Annotated in this window: 16 protein-coding genes and 2 riboswitches; of the genes, 2 read left to right on the top strand and 14 right to left on the bottom strand. The window is 40.8% G+C overall.

What is annotated here, in order from left to right:
* The 9 genes from AC570H_RS06145 to AC570H_RS06105 all read right to left on the bottom strand — a co-directional run bounded on the left by AC570H_RS06145 (position 1) and on the right by AC570H_RS06105 (position 10032).
* Positions 1–705, bottom strand: a complete 705-nt coding sequence (locus AC570H_RS06145) for a Dph6-related ATP pyrophosphatase (RefSeq protein ID WP_497352770.1) — start codon at positions 703–705, stop codon at positions 1–3.
* Entirely contained in the window at positions 692–1390 is a 699-nt protein-coding gene (locus AC570H_RS06140; RefSeq protein WP_497352768.1) for an SIR2 family NAD-dependent protein deacylase, read from the bottom strand. The genes AC570H_RS06145 and AC570H_RS06140 overlap by 14 nt, the downstream gene beginning before the upstream one ends.
* 232 nt (positions 1391–1622) lie before the next feature.
* Positions 1623–2207: a DUF6580 family putative transport protein gene (locus tag AC570H_RS06135; RefSeq protein WP_497352766.1), complete on the bottom strand. Its 585-nt coding sequence runs from the start codon at positions 2205–2207 to the stop codon at positions 1623–1625.
* Positions 2208–2361: 154 nt separating this feature from the next.
* Positions 2362–3462: a DUF5074 domain-containing protein gene (locus AC570H_RS06130; RefSeq protein ID WP_497352764.1), complete on the bottom strand. Its 1101-nt coding sequence runs from the start codon at positions 3460–3462 to the stop codon at positions 2362–2364.
* A 123-nt stretch (positions 3463–3585) separates the two neighbouring features.
* Positions 3586–4722, bottom strand: a complete 1137-nt coding sequence (locus tag AC570H_RS06125; protein ID WP_497352762.1) for a PKD domain-containing protein — start codon at positions 4720–4722, stop codon at positions 3586–3588.
* 38 nt (positions 4723–4760) lie between these two features.
* Complete coding sequence (locus AC570H_RS06120; RefSeq protein ID WP_497352760.1) at positions 4761–5720, bottom strand: PKD domain-containing protein; 960 nt, start codon at positions 5718–5720, stop codon at positions 4761–4763.
* A gap of 2 nt (positions 5721–5722) precedes the next feature.
* Entirely contained in the window at positions 5723–6853 is a 1131-nt protein-coding gene (locus tag AC570H_RS06115; RefSeq protein ID WP_497352758.1) for a YncE family protein, read from the bottom strand.
* Between the two features lie 9 nt (positions 6854–6862).
* A complete protein-coding gene (locus AC570H_RS06110) occupies positions 6863–7996 on the bottom strand; it encodes a YncE family protein (RefSeq protein WP_497352756.1) in 1134 nt (377 codons plus the stop codon).
* Positions 7993–10032, bottom strand: coding sequence for a TonB-dependent receptor plug domain-containing protein (locus tag AC570H_RS06105; RefSeq protein ID WP_497352754.1), 2040 nt, complete (start codon positions 10030–10032; stop codon positions 7993–7995). Before AC570H_RS06105 ends, AC570H_RS06110 begins: the two co-directional genes overlap by 4 nt.
* An 88-nt stretch (positions 10033–10120) precedes the next feature.
* Positions 10121–10309: riboswitch (cobalamin riboswitch) on the bottom strand.
* 99 nt (positions 10310–10408) lie between these two features.
* Here AC570H_RS06105 and AC570H_RS06100 point away from each other — a divergent pair.
* Positions 10409–11665, top strand: a complete 1257-nt coding sequence (locus AC570H_RS06100; protein WP_497352752.1) for a serine hydrolase — start codon at positions 10409–10411, stop codon at positions 11663–11665.
* Positions 11666–11795: 130 nt separating this feature from the next.
* On the opposite strand, the gene AC570H_RS06095 is transcribed toward AC570H_RS06100, so the two are convergent.
* The 5 genes from AC570H_RS06095 to AC570H_RS06075 all read right to left on the bottom strand — a co-directional run bounded on the left by AC570H_RS06095 (position 11796) and on the right by AC570H_RS06075 (position 17545).
* The gene (locus AC570H_RS06095; RefSeq protein WP_497352750.1) at positions 11796–13664 is read right to left on the bottom strand and encodes a TonB-dependent receptor plug domain-containing protein; all 1869 of its coding nucleotides are present in this window, start codon (positions 13662–13664) and stop codon (positions 11796–11798) included.
* A 95-nt stretch (positions 13665–13759) separates the two neighbouring features.
* Positions 13760–13947, bottom strand: a riboswitch (cobalamin riboswitch).
* Positions 13948–14068: 121 nt separating this feature from the next.
* On the bottom strand, positions 14069–14950 hold the full coding sequence (locus AC570H_RS06090) for a polyphosphate kinase 2 family protein (protein ID WP_497352748.1): 882 nt from the start codon (positions 14948–14950) through the stop codon (positions 14069–14071).
* Between the two features lie 105 nt (positions 14951–15055).
* Positions 15056–15253 (bottom strand): hypothetical protein, encoded by a 198-nt coding sequence (locus tag AC570H_RS06085; RefSeq protein WP_497352746.1) that lies wholly within the window; start codon positions 15251–15253, stop codon positions 15056–15058.
* 285 nt (positions 15254–15538) lie between these two features.
* Positions 15539–16543 carry a metallophosphoesterase family protein gene (locus AC570H_RS06080; RefSeq protein WP_497352744.1) on the bottom strand — a complete coding sequence of 335 codons (1005 nt, stop codon included), beginning with the start codon at positions 16541–16543 and terminating at the stop codon, positions 15539–15541.
* Positions 16544–16711: 168 nt separating this feature from the next.
* Positions 16712–17545, bottom strand: a complete 834-nt coding sequence (locus tag AC570H_RS06075; RefSeq protein WP_497352742.1) for a helix-turn-helix domain-containing protein — start codon at positions 17543–17545, stop codon at positions 16712–16714.
* A gap of 73 nt (positions 17546–17618) precedes the next feature.
* Here AC570H_RS06075 and AC570H_RS06070 point away from each other — a divergent pair, with 73 nt between their 5' ends.
* Entirely contained in the window at positions 17619–18941 is a 1323-nt protein-coding gene (locus AC570H_RS06070) for a S41 family peptidase (protein WP_497352740.1), read from the top strand.
* Positions 18942–19261 lie beyond the last annotated feature (320 nt).

The raw sequence follows: 19261 nt of genomic DNA, 5'->3' as shown, positions 1-19261 counted from the left end.
TTATGCCCCAACAGGAACCAGGTCAACATACCAATAGCCTGTTGGCAGGTCTTCTTTGTTGAATTTTGGGAAAGCCTTAAAAACCTTTTCTCCCAGGGTAAAATTAACCGGGTGCTTGAACATCGGTCCGTCAAATACAAAAGTATGAAACTCGCCATTTTCGCCACAGGGGTCAACATAGTTAGGCAGCTCTTCTAAAAACTGATGATCGATTACCCGACCGCAAAAATCCTGAAGTCCATCTTCGGCACCCACAACAATTGTTTTATAGCCCAAATCAATAAAATGTCTAACCAGTTCCAAGCTGTCGCCTTTCCACAAGGGAAAAACGGTTAACATTCCGATTTGTCCCAATTGGTTTTCGCGATAGACTTTAAGGTCTTCTAAAAAGATATCTCCAAAAATGGCGTGCGTAATCCCTTCTTCTTTTAACTTGCACAAATGCCCGCCCATTATTTCTTCATATACCTCCATGGTTGGCATTTCAGGCAACCTCACCTGCAGCGATTTGAAGCCCAAACTTTCAATCTGGTCAATCAGAAGGGCTTCCCGTACGCCATGCATGGCAATTCGGTTAAAGGAGTCGTTTAATGTGGTAAGCAGGTAGCAGACTTCAAGTTCTTTTTGTTGGAGCACATAGTGAAGGGCAAGCGTGCTGTCTTTTCCTCCACTCCAATTAAATACGGCTTTTTTAAGATGAGACATATTGTTTTAATAAATCGGCAGCCATTTTGAGGCCCGTAGTTGCGGATTCTTCAATTTTTATCAAATTGTGATAGCGGTCTACCGATGGAATTTTAGGGTCGATAATATATTTAGGTACATGTTTAGGAATATAGTCTATTAAGCCCGCAGCAGGATAAACTGCCAGGGAAGAACCAATGAGCATGAACAGATCGGCGCTTGCACAGATTTTGGCCGCGGTTTCGATCATCGGCACAGCTTCGCCAAACCAAACCACATGGGGCCTGAGCTGTGAGCCCAGTTCGCACAGCTCGCCCATTTTCAGTTCATCTCCAGTTATGGGATAAACCAGGTTTGGATTTTGGTCTGACTGCGACATATTGATGATGCCATGCAAATGGGTAATTTGGCTTGAACCTGCCCTTTCGTGCAGATCGTCGATATTTTGGGTAATGACATGTACATCGAAATGGGCCTCTAATCGGGCCAATTCCAAATGGGCCTCGTTGGGTAGTGCCAAGCGCACCTGCCTGCGGCGTTCATTATAAAATTGTTGCACCAATTTTGGATTCCAATCCCACGCTTCAGGGGTAGCTACCTCCATTACATTATAGCCTTCCCACAATCCGTCAGCATCCCTAAATGTTTGAAGACCGCTTTCTGCACTTATACCGGCGCCCGTTAACACGACTAATCGCTTTTTCATCGGGATGTATTTATTTTTAAAGATGTTAAAATCCTGTCTACCATGAGGTAATACGAGCCAATTATTAGTTTGGATGGAGCAACCTGCCCACCATCATTTCATTAATTAATATTCCGTTAAAACCACAAACCTTGTGCTATCTCTCAAAAACACAAGGCTTTGAATCTGCTAATTTAAACAAAAAGCCCTTTTGCGCTATAGCACAAAAGGGCTTTCTTTTATATTTTAATGTTTAGGCCTGTGCAATATCTCTTTTTAGGCTCAAAACAGGGTATTTTGCTTTTAAACTTTCGAATACACCGAACATTAAAGCGCTGTAGGCTAATGTGCCATACAAGAAGTTAAGCTCATAAGGAATAGCTGCCACTAAACAGGCCCAAAAGCCTGCCAAAGTTTGCGGATAAAAGCTAGAACCAAACCAAACGCCGAAATCTGAAACTATCCAATGGATAAAAACAACAGCAAGACCAGCAACCAATACATTTTGTACGTTTACTTTCTTTACCAAAAGCCTTCCTACCAATACCATTAATATAAAGGCAATGTAAGTATAGTACCAGCCCTGATAAAAGCCATAGTCTTTGCCCATTACTAGTGCAAGACCAATATCGCTCAGCAAAAGCACCAAAATTGGCATGGCAAAAGCTGACCAGGTATTTTTAAAGTAGGCACCGCCGAACAAAGCCACCGCACCTATTGCCGAAAAATTAGCAATGACCTTGAAATCTGGAGAAAGAGGTGCAATTACCCGCAGCCCAATGATTACAGCCATAAACAATAGCAATACTAATGTTCTCGAATTAAACTTGTTTTCCATTTTTTGTTTGTTTTTTCAGTAGCATTTATTGCTTCAACTACCTTCATGCTATATTTGGCCTTTGAGCGGTGAAGCATCTTACTGCTCGTCTTATCATTTATCCCACAAAACTAGTTTATTTATCGATAATATAAAAGAATTTAGTTTGAATGCGCTATTGGTGAAATACGGTGAGCGATGGAAAATAATAGCCATCATAAGGAATAGTTTTTTTCAGGTTTCCGTTCGCATCGTAGAAAAACAGGTTGTTAATGGCAAAATTAGCCCCAAATCCCGATTGTACGGTCTGAATGACAACCTGATTTTGCTTGGAATCGTAGCCAATTCCCTTTCCATAAAATATTTGCTGCGTAGGATTAGTCATCAATGGTGCATCAATGGATGATTTATTGCCATATACATAACGATAAACCTCACTTCCGCCGCTAAAACTTGCGTTCTTCAATAAATAAACCGCATTTTCCTTGGTCGATGCGACTATAGAACTCGGATGCCATGCGCCCCAAGCTGAATAGGTAGTAAACTTGAGGTCAACGCTGTCTTTGGCCAAAGTCTGCGGATCGATTTCGTACAGGTACTTGCCTCCGGTATACCAAACTTTTCCGTTCGGAGTTTGTGCAAAGCCCATGGTTACGCCCTTCACTTTTTGGTTCAGGCTATAGTCATCAGCATTATAAATCAGCATGCCGCTGCTGGCGCTGTGCATAAAAATATATTTTCCTGCTTTTAGCATATCACCTATTTGGCCATCAGCCCCTATCAGTTTGCTGTAAGCACTCATGGTTTTAAGGTTTACCATGTATACGCCAGAATAGCTGCTCAACAGTCCCGTGTTTTGATCTATTCCCAAAAATGCACGCCAATCGTTGCCACCTTTGGCTGCAATACGTCCCTTTTCTTTAAAAGTAAAGGCATCTACCACTACCATTGGGCCGCCAACCTTACTCACCAAATACATATTGTTGTTAAAAATAGTTCCGAACTGAAGTGTTGAACTCGCCGGATTAAGGTTGTTGCTTGGGTTTTCTCGTTTAAAAATGCTGTCGACAAGTTTTCCGGAATTGTAGTCATAAAAATTAACTTCTCCGGTGCCGTGGCCAAACCAGCCTTCGTTTACAATAAAGAAGCCGTTTTCATATTTGCCCTTTACTGTTGCTGGCTCTTCTACCGTTACCTTGTCTTTTTGACAAGAAAACAGAAAAAGTGTAATTAAGGCAATCAATAAGGGAAGTTTTTGTGATGTAAGTTGTTTCATGTGGTGTGTGATTGTTTTGCGTATTGCGTATTGCGTAAAGCGTATTGAGTAGAGCGTATTCAGTAGAGCGAAAAGAGTTAAGCGATAGGCCATTCTCCATTCTTTCATTGAAATATTCAATAACTATTTAATGTTCAAATCGCTTGCGCCTTTAATTTCTGTTGAGATTTCGCCCATCAATGTATTTCCTTTTTCGTTTTGGGCAGTGTATACTTTCACAAAATCGATGGTTTTAAGGTCAACTTTTTTACCGGTTTTATCTACCGCCCAAGAAATATCGAAGCCATTGTATTTATTGGTTTGGTAATCATCGCCAATAGACCAGCTATCGGTATAGCCCCAAGAAAAAGCAGCATTGATAAAGATGCTTCCGTTTTTGCCCCAAGTAGACCTTAACAAGGTTCCTTTAAGCGTCAATGTTTCTTGGTTTGGCGCAAATTCTGGATAGTAATTGTGCTTGTGGAAATTATTGATGTCTACCGAACCGCTTTTGCCTTGGTTATCTGTCCAGGTTACATTGGCATAGCCTTTTGGATTTGTATAGGTGATTTCGTAGTTCTTAATGGTCGAAAGATCATTGTATTCGCTTCCTGCCAATTCATACCATTCGTCATCAGGCAAACCATTTCCGTTTTTATCTTGGCTTACCATTACAATTCCGGGTTCGGCCCAAGGTGTGGTACCTCCTATCGGATTGCCATAAATAGCCAAATCATTACCTGTTTGGTTGTTTACAGAGTGGTCGAAGCCAAAAATAATATAACCGCCAAAAGCGCCAAGGGTTAAAAGGTTATTGGTATTGCCGATTAGCTTTTGTGCCTGGGCCAAAGAGCCAACTGAAGCTTCGTTGATGAATTGGCCTGGTGCCGGCAAGTACTCGAATACCGTACTAATGAATTTGCTGCTGTTTGCCGTTGGCGCCACTACTGGCACAGGTACCGTGATTTTATAGGTATATGAAAAACTGCCAGTGGCGTTGCTTGCCTTATAGACCAAGGTATAAGTGCCAGCTATAGTTGGGGTAAAGGTGTAATTGTAGTTGTTGCCTACCACTTTGCCGTCAAGGGTCCATTCGTTGCTAAATGTTTCGCCATTGAGCGTAGTTACCTTGAAATCATATTTTTCCTTGAGCTTAACAGAAACTTCGGGAATTGTGTTTCCCAAAATAGGCACAGGTGGCTTTGCAGCCTCGTCTTTTTGACAAGCAGCTAATATTGAAACAAATAAAGTAGCGAGTAAGAGGTATTTTGTAATTCTCATTTTAAAGGGTTAATTAGTTTGATTTTATAATTTGTTGTTTATTTTTTCTGTTGCTGATACAGGCGGATATCTATGGCGCCGGCAATTTCTGTGGATATCTCTCCCAAGTAGCGAGAATGTGGATTATCGGTTACAGGATGAAAAGGATTTCCGTTAGCATTCTGTCCGGTATATACCTTCACAAAATCTATATCGGCCAGCGACACCCTTTTCCCGCTTTGATCAACAGCCCAATCGATATCAAAGGCATTGTAGCCCCTGCCCAACTGGTCTTGCAGCGCCAAATAGGTTGCAGAGCCGTTATCGGCATAGCCAAAAGCAAAAGGGAAATTGGTAACGATGCCATTATCAGCTAAAGTATTTTTGAGCAGGGTGCCTTCAAATGAAATCTCTGTTCCGCTAACCCAATTGGGATAATATTGCTGGTTATGGAACATGTTTCTTAGCACGTAGCCTTCGCGGCCTAAGTTGTCGGTCCACTTGATATCATCGGCAAGCGCATTCGGCATATAGTAAGTGATTTTGTAGTTTTTCTTGGTTTCTGGTGCATTGTATTCGCTACCAGCCAATTCGTACCATTCGCCATCATCAGGTAGTCCGTTTTTGTTTTTGTCTTGCATAACGCAAACAATACCTGGCTCAGACCATTCCATCCCTACGCCAACCAGTGGATTGCCAAAAATACCGAGATCAAAGCCAGTTTCGTTTTTGATGGCATGATCAAAGCCGAATACCACAAAGCCCCCATAAGCTCCTAAAGACAACAAACCATTATCGGCCGTGCCAATCAATGCATTGGCCTTTGCCAAGGTGCCGTAACTCGCATCGTTAATAAACTGTCCCGGTGCTGGCTTATAATCAAATATCTTGCTGATAAAGGGACTATTAGCCTTTGGCAAAGGTTTATCATCTTCCTTGCTTTTTTTACAGGAAACCACTAAAAGTACCAGCACCAATCCTAGGTATCTGATGTTGGTCTTGAAAGAATAATTCTTCATTTTTATTTATAGCTATAATTAAATACGGCGTGCTGAGGTGTAGCGCCAGTTGCAAAATCATACTTGAACTTGCCGTTTTTATCAAAGACGATAGCCTTGCCCACATCGCTTCCAAAACTGATCGCATCTGCAATTACAAAAGTGTCATCGAAAGGATTTACGGTTACCCCATACATTAAACCTGTTGCGGTTCCATCGGTAATCAGACTTCCTCCGGCAATTCCAGTACTTACCTCAAGCGATGCAGAATTCATATTCCAGTCGGTAATCAGGTAGGCCTTGTTTTTATTGATGGCAATTGGACCTACATTATAATCGTAATTTCCAGTTACAGCATCGGTTACACTGTTGATGCGTTGCAACGTTGGCAATATCGTGCCGTAGTCTCCCCACGAAACCACCAACAGATCGCCATTTTGCGCAGCGGCAATCTTTACCGGATTGTAGCTTACGGTAATGTCTTTGATTTTGGTAAAAGTGGCCAAATCGATTACCGTAACTTTATCTTTTAGTCCGGTTGGATAATAAGGATGATTGGAATTGGTTACATATAATTTTCCGTTTGCTACGGCCAGTCCTTCCAGTCCGGTAGCTGGCGAGGCGCCATTCATCAGCTGCAGCTCCAAATCAACTGTTAAAGAAGCGGTATCAATGCGGCTGATTTTGCCATCATAACGAGATACATAAGCCTTATTTTTATAGAAAGCAACGTATCTGGGCATCAAACCATCGCCATTGGCATTAAAGGGAATGCTTTTTAATGAGCGTCCTGTTGCAATGTCAATCACCTCTACAAAAGACTGTGTCTTTCCCTGGATGCCTGCTACTACACAGTACATTTTGCTGCCATAGGCTTTTAGATCATTGGCTGTTTCTCCCAGCGATCTCCCATTAATCTTTTTGAAATAATCCGTTTCTACTTTTTTGCTTGCAACATCGTAGTAGGTAAGCGAACTGTTGTTATAGCCCATTGAACCTTCGCAAAGCACATAGATGCCTTTTGTACCCGTTATTTCCGGAACTTTTGGCTCGGGCGCAGGTGTACGGTCCTTTTTGCAGGAACTGATCAATAACGTGCCTAATAAAAAGGCAAACGCTATTGTTTTGAAATGTTTGTTGTAAAGGGTTTTCATATCTGATTTTTAGTAAACAAAAGCAATGTGTGCCGGAATATCACCGGTAGTTAACGACCATTTTAATTTCCCAAAAGCATTATAGCAGTGCAGCTTGCCGGGTGTTACATAATCTTTGGCATCGGTTACGTAAACATCTTTGTTGACCCGGTTTACGGCAATGCCATAAGGAATCTTGATGTTCTTTTCCGTACCGTCGGTTATAAATTTTTGGGCAAGCAGGGTTTCGTTCCTGATATCGATCATGTGGTAGCTGATGGTATTCTTGCCTTGGATGTAGCTCCACTCCGTACTGTACACGTAAGCCAGGTCATCGTCTATAGCCAGGTTGCTGGCCGCGATATCAAAAACCTTTTTAACCTGATCGGTATGGGTATCGATTACATAAAGCCGTGAAGGAATGGTATAATAATCGCCTCTCGAGGTCACATAGAGATCGCCATAGCGATCGGCCTTTAAGCGGTGCAGGTTTAGCGCTACCTGAATGCGTTTTTCTTCCCTGAAATTGGCGAGGTCAATTACCGAAACCGTGCTTTCGTAGTTTGGCGGACTATAGCCACCCGAGTTGGCGATATAGAGTTTGTTGCCTACAACAGCCATTTCTTCTGGCTGCCGGCCTACCTCTACCGTGCGGTTGATGATCAGCTTAGCGGTATCGATTTCTGCTACAATTCCATTGGGTGCTGTCGGATCGCCTACGCGGCCCAAATAAGCACTCACATAGGCTTTGCCATTGTTAAATGTAATGTAGCGACAATTTGTGATGTTGATCTGGCCGATGCGCCTGCCGGTTTTGACATTCAACACTTCTACCTTGTTAGAGATATTAACTACTACATATAGCTTGCTGCCGTATATGGCAATATCATTGCCTACATCACCCAAACCCTTGGTTACTTCTGGATTAACCTGATTGTAGAGGTTACGGGTATAAATGCCATTAACCAGGTCGAGATAGTCAAGAGAAGCCTTGTTCATGTTCATGTTGCCCTCGTTAACCAGGTAAAAACCTTTAATGGCTGAGGTGGGGTCTGGCTCAATGCGACTAATTTCTGCAGGCAAAGGCTTAGGGTCTTTTCTGCAGCCCCAAAAGATCAGCGAAAAAGCAATCAAGAGGCAATATGATTTATTGGTCAGGCTCATAGCTTAAAATTCAAGGTGATCCGGTAATTCCTTCCGGGCATCGGGAAGTTTGGAATAACATCATAGTATTGGTTAAGTAGGTTGTTTACTTCGCCATTAAGGTTAAAATTGGCCTGACGAAGCTTAAACTGATAGCTCAAGGCAAAATCGTGCGTGTACCAAGGCTCCATGTAATTGTAAATGATATTGGCTTTTTGGTTATAGCGATAACCGGTATAGATAAAACTGTAGTTGGCGTGCCATTTGCGATAATCTATTTTGGCCAAGAAAGAACCGCTGTGTTTAGGGATATAAGGGATTTGTTGCCTATAATTATCCTCCGCAGGGTCGGTTACATCAACAGCCTGTTGAAACGTGTAATTGATGGCTGCGCCAATTGCCACGTCTTTTCCAAACCTCCAACCGCTTTTCAGGTTCAGTTCTGCTCCTTTGATGGCTACCTTGCCCAAATTGTACATGATCCAACGGATCAGGTTCGCACCCGGCTGCGCAATGATCTTATCTTTTATCTGGTTGTAATACACATCGCCCTGAACTTCGATATAGGCAAGGCGCTGCTCCTTAAATGAACTGAGGTAGGTAAAACCCAAATCGTATTGTTTGGCAAACTCGGGTTTGAGCAAAGTATTGCCAATAAAAGTATAATAGAGGTCGTTAAAAGTAGGCATCCTGAAAATATCCTTATAAAAACCCCTTAGCCTCAGGTTTGACCGCTCCATCGGTTTCCAAGAAAACATCAGTGTCGGACTAAACACTTGCTTATTTCCTGCCGAAGAATATTCTTTAACCTCGTCATTGATGGTAGTGCTCAGGATATTTGCCTGAACTTCGAGCCTTTCTAGCTTTAGTGAAGTACTAAGCACATTTAAAAAGGTATTTCTGCGGGGATAAGCAAAGCGATAAAGATTGGCTTTGAGGTCTTGATATTGATAATCTGATGCGAAAGACACATTCCATATGCTGGCCAGTTTATAATTGGCGGCCAAAGAAACGTAGGCTTCCCTTTCGTGAAAACGATTATCAAGAAAACCGTTAATGGTTACATATTCCGGATCGAGAAAACGGGTATAATCATAAGCCAGTTTGGTGTTGAGCAAAATGGATAACCGTTCGCCAAAGTTTTGCGTTACATTGCCTTGTACAAATACGTTTCTGTCCCAGATGCGCTGGTTGTAATCGAATTTATTAGAAACGATGGCACCTGGCAATCCCCTGTCTGATAAAAAAGAGTAAAGCTGCGCATGCCATTTCCCTTGTTTGTTAAGTTTGCCAAATAAAGACGTTTCTAGCCTGAATCTATTTACATCGCCGTTATTTCTTACCGCTGCAGTATCATAAATACCGTTGGTATACCTAAATTTGTATTTTCCATTGGCCCTGATGTATTCGCTGCTTACACTGGCCGAAATGTTGTTGCTGATTTCGCGCTGATAAACAAATGCAGGATTGATCAAACCGAAATCTCCGGTTTTAAAATTGGCGCTAATGCTGTATTTTCTATCCTCAAAAATCGGAGCCCTTGTTTTAAGGTAGATGGCACTTGCCGAAGCATAGCCCTTGGCTGGTTGCAGCTGCTCGTTGCTTTGTCCACTGATGAGTGAAACCTCCTCTAAGTTGTCCAGTGAATATTTTCCCAGGTCTACCTGGCCATTCTGCGCATTGCCCAATTGGATGCCATCATAAAAAATAGCGGTGTGGTTAGTACCCATACTCCTGACATTGACCGTTTTTAAACCACCAATGCCTCCGTAGTCTTTGAGCTGTACGCCAGAAAAATACCTAATGGCATCGGCAACAGATAGGCTATTGATCCGCTTCAGGTCTTCGGCCGTTAAAACCTGCAGGGCAGCTGGCGACAAGCTTTGCCTGCTTACGCGATATTCGTTTATCTTGACCTCTTTAAGTTGGTTAACCTTGGTCAGCGTATCGGTATTTTGGGCAAGGGCAATGCCTGGAAATGCGCACAGCATTCCCCCTACAGCGAAACCAATAAAAGCAACATAGCCTTTAAAAAAGGCCAGATTCTTTTTTGTCATTTTTGTTGTGAGTTAAACCCACAGCAAACAGAAATTAAGGAGCATGTATCAACAAGCATCTACTCCTAGCTTCAATCCCCGAAAGCTATGAAAATATAATGCTAAGGCAGGTCTTCTGACTTACTCCCGATTTCCTGCCTTCCCCTTTCTTGCGAAAAAGTGGCCAAGATTTGAAAATCGTTACAGAGCTTACAGCTGCGGGACAGTTACGGATTTACACCGTATTCCCTTTTAATCCCAATCCTAAAATCGGGAACCAAAAGCGATGCAAATATAGCCAAATTAAGCACAGAAGCAAATATGGCAAGGAGATGTTACAATTACACGGTTTTGCAAACGCTTATAAAACCCTATATTTAGGTTCAAAATAGAGCTTATGCGTACCTTATTATCCCTTTGTTCATTATTTATCATCAGCATCCAGGCGATGGCACAACAAACAGACACCGTTTTCCTGCAAAAACTAATGCAAGACAAGCCTGAACTCTTTTCGGGAATTTTAAATCACCCCAACAAAAACGAAGTTCAGGTAATCTATACACAGGTGAACCGCGATAAAAACAATAAACCGAGTTTTAAAACCTTTAGCTACAATTTTAATCCGCAACGGTATTTTTACCCCGCCAGTACTGTTAAGCTGGCTGCCGTAGTCTTTGCCTTAGAAAAGGTAAATGCGTTAAAAAGCAAAGGCATGAGTGCCGATCTGGTTATGCTAACCGATAGCAGCTTTAAAGGCCAGACCAAGGTTTTGAAAGACGAAAGCGCCGCAAACGGAAAGCCTTCCATTGAACATTACGTTAAAAAGATACTCTTAACCAGCGATAATGATGCCTTTAATCGATTATTTGAGTTTATTGGCCGGGCAGAAATCAATGCAAAGCTGAAAAAATACGGCATGAACGATAGTCGAATACTGAATAGGCTAGCCATTGGCGATGGTGGCGAATCGGCCAGAAACACCAACCCTATCGATTTTTACAAAGACGACAAATTGGTCTACCATCAAGATGCCCAATTTGACAATAAGGATTATCCGTTAACCTTAACCAATTTATTGGTGGGCAAGGGTTATTTAGACGGCAAAGAACAATTGGTAAACGAACCTTACAGCTTTGCCAACAAGAATGTTTTTACCGTTGGCGATCAGCAATTGTTAATGAAACGTTTGATCATGCCTGAAGCATTTCCGGCAAAGGAAAGGTTTAACCTCACTCCCACCGATTACAAACTCATTTATACCTACATGAGCAAATTGCCTACAGAAAGCGATTATCCAAAATATGACCCGAAAGACTTTTGGCCAACCTACGCCAAGATGCTGTATTATGGACGAGAGAAAAATGCAACGCTAGATCCGAATATCAGGATCTTTAATAAATATGGTGACAGTTATGGTTACATTATCGATAATTCGTATTTCGTAGACTTTAAGAACAAAGTAGAATATTTTCTAACCGCAGTAGTTCAATCTAACGAAGATGGAATTTACAATGATGGCAAATACGAATACGAAACCGTATGCTATCCTTTTATGAAGAATTTGGGGAGGACCATTTACGAATACGAGCTGAACCGAAGCAAAAAGAACCTGCCCAATTTGGACAAGTACAAAATGGATTACAGCAACAAATAACAACAAAGCCCGAAAAACTCGGGCTTTGTTATACTTAATGCATCGTATTAAAACGAAGCTTGTGATCGAAGGATCTGCAACATCAAACTGCGCTCATCAGATTTCTCCTTCCGTCTGAATGACAGGTATGTTATTTAAAATTAAAGCTTACACCGGCATTCATGTTAAAGCCAAAGGTATTGTAGCCAATAATTTCAGTGTATTTCTCGTCGGTTAGGTTTTTTAAATCGGCAAAAATCTTGATGCGTTTTTTGGCCAAGGCATATTCCGCATAAAAATCCAATAAATTATAGGAACCCAAAAGCTTATTTACGGCTGGATAAGTACTAAAATCGCTGTCAAAGCGCTCGCCAGTAAATTTAAAGTTGGCGCTTACAAATAAATTGTCTGTAGCTTGTACACCCGCATTAATGCCATAAGTATTTTTAGGCCTGCGCAACAAGAAATCGATCACCTTGGTACCCGAAGTCTGCTTGCCTTCTACATAGGCATAATAGCCTCCAATCGTAAACTTGTTTAATTTAACACTAGGTTCGATCTCTAAACCTCTATCATCTTGCTTGTCTTGGTTTACATAACCCGTTGTGCCATAAATAATGGCATCTTTAATTTTACGCTTAAAAGCTGTTGCACGCAGGTTCAATTTTTCGTTTAAAAAGCTGAAACTCGCGCCTGCTTCATAGTTCGTCGCTTTTTCAGGCTTTAAGTTCAAATTGGCGCCGTATTGACCAAAAAGCATATCGAGCATTGGCGCCCTAAATGCAGATGAAACCGTACCGAATAGTTTTACTTCTTTAATAATGTTGATACTTGGTGTTACGGCATAGGTATAGTTTTCGCCATATTTATTGTGCTTATTGTAACGGCCACCTACTTCAAGATTAAACACACTCAAATCATGCAAAAATACAGAGGCATAAGTGCTGAACAAATTGGTAGACGGCTTTGTTAAGGTTGCACCATAGTAAGTTACTGCGGTTGCACGGTTATCCAAACCCACCAATAGGTTTACTTTTTCGCCAAGGTTTTGATTATAGAACAGATCCAACCAATCCATGCGGCCATCATAACGACCACCATACATGCTTACGTATTCTCTAGATGTATTTTCGTGGCTATAATTGAGGGTGATTTTGCCTTTGTTTAATTGGTACTGCGCATTTAAGCCGCCATTAAAGTGCTTCGATTCTGATTTGTTATTGGCATCGACAAATGCATCGTCGTCATAATCGAATTTTCCGGCAAAATAACGCAAGAATGGATTAATGCTCAAACGCTTGTCCAATTGGATAGTGAAATTGGCATTTACCGCATCCTGCCTGGTGCCATCTTTATCAAAAGCTTGCGTATTCCCTGCCGGATTGGCGGCTTCAGAAATACCATCCGTCCTGAAATGGCTGTAGCTTACATTATAGGTAACCGCATCAACTTGGCTGCTCAAACCAATGGTTCCTTTATAAGAATTATAGCTGCCCGCACTGGCTACGCCATATACATTATTGCCTTTGTTGCCACTCTTTTTTGTAATGATGTTGATTACACCTGCAACGGCATCAGAACCATAAAGCGTAGATTGGCCTCCACGAAGAATTTCGATCCGCTCTATCTGATCAATGGCAATCATGCGAAGATCGAAAGCGCCTAACACCGAAGAAGGATCTGAAGCCAAAACCCCGTCAATCAAAATTACAGTGTAGGTACTTGCCGCGCCTCGAAAAAATATGCTTTTGTCTTTGCCATAATTGCTGCCTGCCCCTACTACATTAATGCCGGCCTGCTGATTTAGCAATTCGGCCAGGTTTCTTCCCGCGCTGCGATCTAGTTCTTCCCTAGTAATAATGCTGACTACCTTGCCTGTTTGCGATTGTTTTTGTTCGTTCTTAGTAGCAGAAATCACTACTTCGTTTAATGATTGTACTTCTTGGGCTTTTGTTTTGCCTACAAGTACCAATTGTGCAAGTCCTAGACCTGTTACAATCCATTTGGTTGTTTTCTTCAATGTTTGTGAGTTTTTTTACACACAGCAATAGAATCAATGACAGAAATGAGGTATAATAAATTAGTCCCACTCCTAGCTTCAATCCCCGAAAGCTATGAAATTATAATGCTAAGGCAGGTCTTCTGACTTACTCCCGATTCTCTGCCTTCCCCTTTCTTGCGAAAAAGTGGCCAAGATTTGAAAACCGTTACAGAGCTTACAGCTGCGGGACAGTTACGGATTTACACCGTATTCCCTTTTAATCCCGATCCTAAAACCGGGAACCAAAAGCGGGGCAAAGGTATTGAGAAGTATTTAATTTTTAAATAAGATTTACAGAGATTAGCTCTTGTATCTAAGAAGTCACAAATTCGGATGTGAACGATTTGCTTAGGTCAATCTGCAAACACCTGATCATGAAGAACTTATTTCTCATCCAGCAGTTGTTGCTTCAATGCCAACAATTGATCTGACTCTTCTTTTGGCAATACCGGAAATTTGAGGTTCATTTTTTCAAATGCGGCCTCAACCACCTGACTGATGACCAATCTGGCATACCATTTTTTATCGGCTGGTATCACAAACCAAGGCGCATTGCTGGTTGATGTCTCCTGAATAGCTTCTTCGTAGGCATCCATGTATTTTTTCCATAAAGCCCTTTCTTTCAAATCGCCAGAAGCAAATTTCCAGTTCTTGGCAGGATCTTCTATGCGGTCTAAAAAACGTTGCTTCTGCTCATCCTTCGAAACATGTAAAAAAAACTTTAATATCACAGTACCATTGTCGGTTAGCTGTTTTTCGAAGTTGCGGATGCTGTCATACCTGCTCTTCCAAAATTTGGCATCTATTTGCTTTACCTCAGTATAATTGGGAATATTTTCGCTCAATATATATTCAGGATGCACCTTGCACACCAATACGTTTTCATAATGAGATCGGTTATGTATGCCTACCTTTCCTTTTTCGGGCAAAGCCTTGTAATGCCGCCACAAAAAATCATGGCGATATTCCTCGCTGCTTGGGGTTTTGAAACTGTATACTTGGCAACCCTGCGGATTAAGTCCCGACATGACATGTTCTATCGCACTGTCTTTACCGGCTGCATCCATGGCCTGAAAAATAATCAAAACGGCTTGCTCACCAGAAGCATATAACTTTTCCTGGTGCTGACTCAATTGCAATTTGGCCTTTTCCAGTTCGAGTTTCCCCTTTTCCTTATCCAAATCACCATTGTAGGTGGTACTAAAATCCTTTAGCTTGAATTTCTTTTGGGTAGGCGCCTGGTATTTTTTGATGTCGATTTTCATAAGTATGATATAGGTTTTCCAGAGTTAACTGCAAAGACAATGTTTCAAAGCATTCCTTTGGCTAAATATAAATTAAATTCTATTTAATAAATAAACTAGCTGATGTTATTCTTCTTCAGCGTCATGAAAATCTTTTGATGAGCTTCCCGTACCGCTTTCATTATCGTTAGGATGTTCGGCCGGTTTTTTAGAAGTACCTGTGTAGGCATCATCGCTAAGCGAATCATAGCCTTGTGTACCTGTATTGTCCAATCCATCTCTTGGTGCAACCTGATCTGGGGATATTTCTTTCTTTTTCGACATGGCTCTAGTTATTTGACTATCCTAAACAACAAAACTGCCACCTGATAGTTTTACTGGTTCCCGCCTAGTTTTTTGATCAGGTGTTCAATTTATATCACACCAATTAGGGCTCCTACCTAGCTTGGAAGGCCTAAAAAATTAATTATTCGAATAATTTTCAGAAAAAAAGCAGACTTTAATTAATTGGCATGGGTTTTGTTAAAAAATGTCCGAGAGCGTTAATTTAGAAATGGGGCCAAAGTCATTCTTGACTAAGGCCTCTTTCTTTTTAGGCCAAATATGCCACTATCTTGAAAGCTTTCTATCTGAAATATAAGGGACTATCGGATAAATATAATCCATTTGATTTACACCCAATTTTTCGGGCGACGAACCAACAAATACTGTTTTTTTGCCTTTAATGGTAATGTTGCCCTTATTATCTATTTCAACCATCGCCCACAGCGGATCTTTATAAGGTACTGTATATTTTAACCAGGGCTTAGCCTTGTCAACTGCTTCCGAATAACGGATTTCTTTATACTTATCGCCCAACCATTGGTAGGAAGCGCTATTGATCTGCACATAGTGGATGCCATTGATATAATTGCAATAATCTTGATGATGATGGCCGCTGAACACCAATATCACTTTTTGTTCCTGTTTTAAATTGGCTTGTTCGAGCGTATACCTGAGCAGCGTACCATTTTCCAGACCTCCAGCATCATTATCCAAACCTTGATGACAAAATACGATCGTTGGCAATTTAGACTCCTCCAAGTCTTTCTTTAACCATTCCAATTGTGTGGGTGAGATAAAGCGGGCATATCCTGTAGGGCGATCTGGCGAGGAATTATGCTCATTTCCGTCTAAAACAACAAAGTGGAAGCCATTGGCATCAAATGAATAATATTTCGCCTTGGCTTTCCAAAATTCGACTACTTGTTCGCGTGTAAAGCCGCCATCGGTATCGTGGTTGCCAATTACATGGTATTTTGGTTTTTTAAATTTATCCCATACCTCCATTAAAGGCAGGTTTTCCTTTTTGGGGAAACAGAAATCACCCATTTGGATAATAAAATCAGGGGCTTCCCTATTCATTTCATCTATAAATGCAACCAGCCGATCAAGACCATCAGGAATCAAATCATGGTGCAGATCGGTAATGATACCAAACCTGATCAATGTTTTTGCATTGGCAAGTTGTGGTTTTATAGGCTTTGTACTTGCCATCATTTTTTGAAATGATGTTGCCAGCAAACCGCTCAAAGCCAATTTTTTAATAAAATCTCTTCTGTATTGATTTTTCATTCTTTGTATTTAATAGGTTACGGCAGGTTTTTGCTCTATCTGCTTGCCATGCTAACAAATATATACACTAGATCAAATGTTTACAAATACTATACATTTTAAACACATTAAATTATCGTTAACTAAAAAATTAACGGAACCTGAACTAAGCTATTTCTTTTTGGTAGATTAAATTAAGTGAAGATATTGCGTATCGATCTCATTCCATTTTTCAAAATAATTAACCGGATTGGTCCCTACAATCTTATTAAACTCTTTGCTGAAGTGCGAATGGTCTGTGTAACCCAATTCTGGATGAATGCCCGAAAAACTACCTTCGCCTTTTTGATAGGCTTTGCAAAACTCCTTTACCCTCACAATCCCAGCATATTGTTTAGGAGCCATGCCCACGTATTCGGTAAACCTGCGACGAAAGTTCCGTTCGCTCATTAAACAGCTTTCCTGAAGAAGAGACATCTCAACATTCCCTTTGCTGGCATGAATCACATCAACTGCATGCAATATACGTTTGAGGTTATATTGCTCAGCTTTTGCATTCAACAAGTTTTCTAAATAATGCTCTAACAGACCATGCCTGGCAAGCTCATCAGATTCGCGAAGCATTTTCTCATACAATCCATAAATACCATGTCCAAATACCAAACCCGCATCTAAGGTGGAAGCCTGAAAATCAAGCAAATGATTATCCAAAAACAAGTGGGCAGCCCCAGGTTGAAATACAACTCCAACGAGATGTACAGTACCACTATATTTGATAAAGTTCCTATCTGGATACAATCCAGTTAATGTGGCTAATGGCATTGATGTAAAATCGATACCGTTTCTCGACAGTTCTATTAAAGGTCCGAGATTAAAGATTAGGTCAAGTGTACCATCAGGAAGCCTACGCTGGATACCAAAGCCGTTAGCGCTATCCACATTAAGAAATCCATCGGACTTTAATGTGTAAAAAAATCTTACATAATGGTGTAAGTATCGCGGAAACGTCTTGGCAAGTTGCATGTTTAAAATGGCCGTTTTTTACATATCCGACCTAGATGTTTTGTCGTATCATTGTTGCAAATATAATCCAAATATGATGCTAAACTTCTTATCTATTAATAAATCGACCATCATCTGCATGTTCACATTTCTTCCGTTTATTTCTGTAGCTCAAATTGGGGCGCCCGAAAAAAAACAGGTTGTAGACGCTGTGGCTTCCAAACTTAATCAAAGTTATATCTTCCCAGATGTGGCTAAAAAAATGGCTGATGCGATTATCCTAAATACTAAAAACGGCAGCTATAACAGCATAAGTGATCCTAGTCAATTTGCCAGTCGGCTTACCGCAGACCTAGTCAAGATTTCTAATGACGGACACCTGAATATTACATTTGATCCTGATTGGGTAGTGGCCAGTAAGAAAATAATGAGCAAGGAAGACAGCCTTAGCCTCATCAATAGAGATTTCCCCAATGCTGTTCGAGATAATTTTGGTTTTAAGGAGGTACGCATTCTCGATGGAAATATAGGTTACCTTAACTTAATCAAATTCCATGATTTAGCCCTTGGAGCAGAAACTGCTAGCTCGGCAATGAACTTTTTGGCGAATACAGAGGCATTGATAATTGACTTAAGACAAAACAGCGGGGGCTATAGTACTATGGTTCAGTTCTTAGCCAGCTATCTCTTTGATACGGATCCCATTCTTCTTGTCGAGATCTATTCACGCAATGAAAGTGAACGCAAACAAGATTGGACATTGTCCTATGTACCGGGTAAACGCATGCCCAAAAAGCCAGTGTACATATTAACTAGTAGCAATACATTTTCGGCAGCTGAAAGCTTTGCTTATTTTTTGAAAAACCAAAAAAGGGCTACTATTATAGGTGAGGCTACTGGTGGCGGCGCACACCCCGTTAGCCATAAGGCATTAACAGATCGTTACACCATATTCTTGCCCGACTCGCGCCCGATAGATCCGATTACTAAAACCGATTGGGATAAAGTTGGCATAAAACCCGATATTACAGTTGCAGCTAAAGATGCACTTTTAACTACTCAGTTTATTGCATTGGAAAAAATTCTGTCCTCAAACCCTAATCAGCTCAGTGCTAATTGGGCGCTCGATTACCTAAAAGCACAACAAAAACCAATCAAACTTACCTTGGCAGAACTCCAAAAATACGAGGGAAGTTATACAGGTGGTGCTGGGAGACTGTTGATCGAAAATGGCGAATTATATTACCATCGCAGCGGACAACGCAAACATAAGCTGACACCATTAAAAACTGATCTATTTTATGTTGAGGAAACTCCTTATTTAAGACTCAAAATCAATACAGAAAACGGAAAAGTAACCAGCTTTGTTAGAATGTATGATGATGGAAGAACTAACATAGAAATTAAAGACAAATAAGCTTGAAATTCTAAGTCGGTAGTCTTAAAGTCTACCCACAATAAGCCTTAGGTAACAGATTTGGTTGAAAACAACATCCTTTAATCTGTCTATCTATGGCATTTTTATTTATAGGCATAAGATAGAATAATTCAAATCGTAAGTTTACTATCCATTTCACCTCTTACATCTTCCATTTTACCTTTTACCTCTTCTCTATCCTATCATGTTATTTATTGTAAATCAAGGCACTAATTAAACCCAGGTTTGCCACCTTTAGTCAAAAAACTTTATTTAAATTTAATTGAGTAACTTTAAGCAGTTAAATACGTTATTTGTAC

The sequence above is a fragment of the Pedobacter sp. B4419 genome, assembly GCF_059693725.1.
Note: the sequence above shows the minus strand (reverse complement) of the source record. Positions and strands in the feature narration are given on the sequence as shown.

Excerpts from the sequence above, each read along its gene's own strand:
- AC570H_RS06145 (WP_497352770.1), bottom strand. The coding sequence starts at position 705 with ATGTCTCATCTTAAAAAAGCCGTATTTAATTGGAGTGGAGGAAAAGAC.
- AC570H_RS06140 (WP_497352768.1), bottom strand. The coding sequence starts at position 1,390 with ATGAAAAAGCGATTAGTCGTGTTAACGGGCGCCGGTATAAGTGCAGAA.
- AC570H_RS06135 (WP_497352766.1), bottom strand. The coding sequence starts at position 2,207 with ATGGAAAACAAGTTTAATTCGAGAACATTAGTATTGCTATTGTTTATG.
- AC570H_RS06130 (WP_497352764.1), bottom strand. The coding sequence starts at position 3,462 with ATGAAACAACTTACATCACAAAAACTTCCCTTATTGATTGCCTTAATT.
- AC570H_RS06125 (WP_497352762.1), bottom strand. The coding sequence starts at position 4,722 with ATGAGAATTACAAAATACCTCTTACTCGCTACTTTATTTGTTTCAATA.
- AC570H_RS06120 (WP_497352760.1), bottom strand. The coding sequence starts at position 5,720 with ATGAAGAATTATTCTTTCAAGACCAACATCAGATACCTAGGATTGGTG.
- AC570H_RS06115 (WP_497352758.1), bottom strand. The coding sequence starts at position 6,853 with ATGAAAACCCTTTACAACAAACATTTCAAAACAATAGCGTTTGCCTTT.
- AC570H_RS06110 (WP_497352756.1), bottom strand. The coding sequence starts at position 7,996 with ATGAGCCTGACCAATAAATCATATTGCCTCTTGATTGCTTTTTCGCTG.
- AC570H_RS06105 (WP_497352754.1), bottom strand. The coding sequence starts at position 10,032 with ATGACAAAAAAGAATCTGGCCTTTTTTAAAGGCTATGTTGCTTTTATT.
- AC570H_RS06100 (WP_497352752.1), top strand. The coding sequence starts at position 10,409 with ATGCGTACCTTATTATCCCTTTGTTCATTATTTATCATCAGCATCCAG.
- AC570H_RS06090 (WP_497352748.1), bottom strand. The coding sequence starts at position 14,950 with ATGAAAATCGACATCAAAAAATACCAGGCGCCTACCCAAAAGAAATTC.
- AC570H_RS06085 (WP_497352746.1), bottom strand. The coding sequence starts at position 15,253 with ATGTCGAAAAAGAAAGAAATATCCCCAGATCAGGTTGCACCAAGAGAT.
- AC570H_RS06080 (WP_497352744.1), bottom strand. The coding sequence starts at position 16,543 with ATGAAAAATCAATACAGAAGAGATTTTATTAAAAAATTGGCTTTGAGC.
- AC570H_RS06075 (WP_497352742.1), bottom strand. The coding sequence starts at position 17,545 with ATGCAACTTGCCAAGACGTTTCCGCGATACTTACACCATTATGTAAGA.
- AC570H_RS06070 (WP_497352740.1), top strand. The coding sequence starts at position 17,619 with ATGATGCTAAACTTCTTATCTATTAATAAATCGACCATCATCTGCATG.